The organism is Bartonella sp. MR30HLJHH, assembly GCF_042194195.1.
In the GTDB taxonomy this organism is placed as follows: domain Bacteria; phylum Pseudomonadota; class Alphaproteobacteria; order Rhizobiales; family Rhizobiaceae; genus Bartonella; species Bartonella grahamii.
The window spans coordinates 1-3,547 of sequence record NZ_JBHIMO010000051.1; the positions used below are offsets into that span (position 1 = coordinate 1).

At 34.7% G+C, this 3,547-nt stretch carries 6 protein-coding genes; 4 read left to right on the plus strand and 2 right to left on the minus strand.

Annotated features, from left to right (window positions below; all coding sequences use genetic code 11):
• Positions 1 to 112: 112 nt before the first annotated feature.
• The 4 genes from ACFIKR_RS09000 to ACFIKR_RS09015 all read left to right on the plus strand — a co-directional run bounded on the left by ACFIKR_RS09000 (position 113) and on the right by ACFIKR_RS09015 (position 2,533).
• Positions 113 to 979, plus strand: a complete 867-nt coding sequence (locus tag ACFIKR_RS09000) for a DNA adenine methylase (protein ID WP_375659606.1) — start codon at positions 113 to 115, stop codon at positions 977 to 979.
• Between the two features lie 32 nt (positions 980 to 1,011).
• On the plus strand, positions 1,012 to 1,392 hold the full coding sequence (locus ACFIKR_RS09005; RefSeq protein ID WP_375659607.1) for an XRE family transcriptional regulator: 381 nt from the start codon (positions 1,012 to 1,014) through the stop codon (positions 1,390 to 1,392).
• Positions 1,393 to 1,527: 135 nt separating this feature from the next.
• Positions 1,528 to 1,980: a single-stranded DNA-binding protein gene (ssb, locus tag ACFIKR_RS09010; protein ID WP_375645120.1), complete on the plus strand. Its 453-nt coding sequence runs from the start codon at positions 1,528 to 1,530 to the stop codon at positions 1,978 to 1,980.
• A gap of 10 nt (positions 1,981 to 1,990) precedes the next feature.
• Positions 1,991 to 2,533, plus strand: a complete 543-nt coding sequence (locus ACFIKR_RS09015; RefSeq protein WP_375659608.1) for a hypothetical protein — start codon at positions 1,991 to 1,993, stop codon at positions 2,531 to 2,533.
• A gap of 3 nt (positions 2,534 to 2,536) precedes the next feature.
• Here ACFIKR_RS09015 and ACFIKR_RS09020 read toward each other — a convergent pair whose 3' ends face one another.
• Positions 2,537 to 2,959: a type II toxin-antitoxin system HicB family antitoxin gene (locus ACFIKR_RS09020; protein WP_375659609.1), complete on the minus strand. Its 423-nt coding sequence runs from the start codon at positions 2,957 to 2,959 to the stop codon at positions 2,537 to 2,539.
• A 20-nt stretch (positions 2,960 to 2,979) separates the two neighbouring features.
• Positions 2,980 to 3,162 carry a type II toxin-antitoxin system HicA family toxin gene (locus ACFIKR_RS09025; RefSeq protein ID WP_006589116.1) on the minus strand — a complete coding sequence of 61 codons (183 nt, stop codon included), beginning with the start codon at positions 3,160 to 3,162 and terminating at the stop codon, positions 2,980 to 2,982.
• Positions 3,163 to 3,547: the final 385 nt, after the last annotated feature.

Consider the following 3,547-nt stretch of genomic DNA (forward strand, 5'->3'; position numbering starts at 1 on the left):
TAAAATTTCCGATTTTATAAAACTGTTCAGATTAAACGGCGTTGTCTCTTCTCAACGTTCATAGATGAAATCAACAAAAACATCAAAAAATCATTGAAAAAGGCGCGTAACAATGACTCATGTCTGCTCACCATTGAGATATCCAGGCGGTAAGGCTGCACTGTATGGAAAAATCAAAGAAATATTTGAGAAAAATGCATTAAATGGCTGTTCCTATAGAGAGCCATTTGCTGGCGGGTGCGGACTTGCTCTAAAGCTTCTTTTTAATGGTGATGTTAAAGATATTCACATTAACGATATTGATCTGTTCATTTGGAGCTTTTGGTATTGCGTTTTGCACAAGACAGAAGAATTAATAGAAAAAATCAATACAACGACCATTAACTTAGAAGAATGGTACATACAAAAAGAAATTTCTCCTGCAAGTGCAGATGTGCTTAGCGCAGGATTCGCAGCACTCTTTTTGAATCGCACAAATAGATCTGGAATTATTAAAAATGCTGGACCAATTGGAGGAAAAGGACAAAGCGGTACCTATAAAATAGATTGCCGATTTAACAAAGAGAATATAATTGAACGCATTCTTCGCATAAGTGAACAAAAAGATAAAATACATTTAACTCGTTTAAATGCACAGGAATTTTTGCTGCGTTATGGAACTGATGAAAACACCTTTTTTTATATGGACCCTCCTTATTTTAAAAAAGGAAAAGGGCTTTACACTTCGTTTTACAAAGCTAATGATCATAACAATTTAGAGAATGTCATCTCCCAACATGTGACAGCGCCTTGGCTAATTACTTATGACAACGTTGAAGAAATTAAATTTTTGTATAGGCAATATCTCTCAATAGAATTTAGCTTACAATATTCTCTACAAGAGAAAAGGCAAGCTACCGAATTGATGATTTTTTCACCTAAAATCAAAGTACCTCAATTTTTAGAAAAAAATATAGGCTCGCTTCTCAAAGCAGCTTAATTGCAGATTTCATTAATAGGAGCTTTAATCACATGCTTACACCATTGGGCAAAACCTTACGTAAAATTCGTATTGATCGGACAGAACGTCTATTAGATATGGCTGATAAATTAGGCGTATCTATAGCATTTTTATCTTCTGTAGAAATTGGCAAAAAGCCTATACCTGCTGACATGGAAGAAAAGATCATTGAGAAATATGCTTTAAATGAAGAAACGGCTTCTATCTTGAGAAGAGAAGCAAATATTTGTCGTAAGAATTTTACAATGAACTCTTCTGACCCACTTAACCATGAAATTTCTAACACGTTTGTTAGAATGTTTAAGTCTCTTTCACAACAAGATCTGACAAAGTGCAAGGAACTCATGGAGAAAGTAGAAAAAAAACGGTGCTTGCAGAATAGAATACCTTGATCTCCTTATTTTATACACCGTAAACATAATTTTATATGTTAAAAAACAATAATATCCTTTTGAAATAATTGAATAAATATGCAATTTATGCTAAGATTTTTATGTATAAATTGCAAATCTAATGGGGCTACAAATATGCTAAATAAAGTGACGTTAATCGGACGCCTTGGTGCTAATCCCGAAAGCAAAACAATGAATTCTGGAGCAGAAATAGTCAATTTTAGTATAGCGACTTCTGAGAGCTATACAGATAAAAAAACCAATCAAAAAGTAGAGAAAACAGAATGGCATTCCGTGGTGATTTTTAATCCACATTTGGCAAAAATTGCACTTCAATATCTAAACAAAGGTTCAAAGGTTTACATAGAAGGAAAATTACAGACACGCAAATGGCAAGATAAAAATGGGCATGACCGTTACACAACAGAGATTGTCTTACCACAATTCAAAGGCGAGTTGTATTTGCTTGATGCGAAGAAAGAGCAATCAGCATCCCCTACCCCTTCACCCATTACTTCTCAAAATTATGCTATCGCTTCAGGTGCTCAAGATTATAGAACAGCTCTTAACGATAGCGTCCCATTCTGATTGATAACATATGACAAAGAGAAAAAAACGTACAAAACGCGGACGCCCTCGGATTAAAGGATGCATAAGAGAACCAAACGGACGCATCTCACGAGCAAAAACACCGCATGAACCCATGGATAAATTGGCAATTGAAATGCGTGCCAAACGCTTCTGTTTGACCATAGAAGAGGCTAAAAATCCGCTTTCCGGCACCTATATCGGGCGGCTTTATTTGCAAGGCGAAATCAATCAAGACCAATATGATGCTGCGCAAAAATATCTTGAAGTGAAAAACAATTACCTATGTGCAAAAGGATTGCCTAATGCAATTTATGATGAAATGCCTACAACTTCTGATAACGGAGCAAGAGAGAAATGGGTGCAGAAGGCAACAGAACATCTTTTAGTTGTAAAAGATGTTGTTCAAGAAGCTCAATGTTTACACCGTCAATATAACCTTCATGCCGCATTACAGTATCTTGTCATAGAAGATCAATCACTACCGCATCTTGTGCCTTCATTACGTATTGTTCTAAATGCGCTTTATAAACACTTTATGCAAAACCGGTAGTTTTCAAGCAGCATCTCGGATATTAATGGCAATCTCTTTTCCAAGAGCAATGAGTGTGGATTCTAAGGCATCTAATTTTGTTGCGTGGTTTAAATCCAACAATCGGTCAATTTGTATTGGATGAAGTTTTAAAAGACGTACGAGATCAGCTTTGCGTAAGTTTTTTTCAATCATAGCGTTATGTATTGCAATTTTTAAAGTCACCAATGAAGATACTTCAACAAAAGGATAGGCAATATCACGATGTCCAAAGGGAATAGGTTCACGATCTTGAAAACGCCCCATAATGACTGTTAAAAGTGCATTTTTAGCCTGTTCCAAAGCCTCTTTTTCATCGTTACCATAGGTAATAAATTCCTGAAAGTCTTTAGAGACGACCAGAAGAGTATCATTGTCATCTTTGATAAATTTGATTGCATATTTCATTTACACCTCCATATTCAGGCTTATTTTAGGTCAAGATCTTTAAGAATCTTCTGGACTAATCCTGTTCCTAATTCTTTTCGCGTACCATGCATAGGTAAAACGGACTTTTTAGAACCACGCTTTACAAGCAAATGCCCTCCCTTCCCTGAAGTAAAACTGCAACCATGCTTTATAAGATATCTTTTCAATTCTTGACTATTCATTATAATAATATAACATCTAAAATGTTTCAATACAACATAAATGTTGTGTTAAAGGAAAATAAAGAATATCTTTTAAAACACTATATTTAGGTAAAAAAATAAAAAAAATACAAGATCATGATTTTTTTGTTGACATAGTGTAAAAAATCATATTTAATGACGCCACTGCACTAGTCGTATTGCGTCTAAAATTCAAAAATATTCCCTAAAAATTCAGTAAAATGTGAACTTGAAACGTGCCTAGAAAGCCCTGTTTTCTTGATAATTCTGGCTAATCAATTTTCACAGAATAAAATCAATATTTGACTAATGATGTCATTAATTATGACTCAAAAGGAGCAATGATGAAAGCTGTCATCACTAAGCCAATGTGTGTTGTTGGAGA